This window comes from Paracraurococcus lichenis, assembly GCF_030657435.1.
Lineage (GTDB): Bacteria > Pseudomonadota > Alphaproteobacteria > Acetobacterales > Acetobacteraceae > Paracraurococcus > Paracraurococcus lichenis.
Genome location: NZ_JAUTWS010000597.1, coordinates 1 through 266, shown reverse-complemented (window position 1 = coordinate 266; position 266 = coordinate 1). Strand labels below are relative to the sequence as shown.

Here is a 266-nt window from a genome sequence, read left to right as displayed (position 1 = left end):
CTGGCAGGTCGGTGCTGCTGGCCAGGCACCAGGGCTCTTTCATGTCCTTGGCCTGCACGCAGACGACGGTGGGGACGGGGTAGGCGTCGGCGGTGACGGTTGCACCGCGCAGGATGCGGGCGCGGCCGCCCTTGCCGACCCAGTCGGCGGCCGGTCGGGCCTCGCCGTCGTTGGCGGTGACCGTGATGTTGCCGCGGAAGCGGATGACGAAGTCGAACTTCAGCTCCTCGGTCAGCAGCCGGTAGAGCTTGCGGTCGCCGAAGCCG

1 pseudogene is annotated in these 266 nt (G+C 70.3%); it reads right to left on the bottom strand.

What is annotated here, in order from left to right:
- Nucleotides 1-266: pseudogene (locus Q7A36_RS41380) on the bottom strand (IS4 family transposase); the annotation flags it as partial.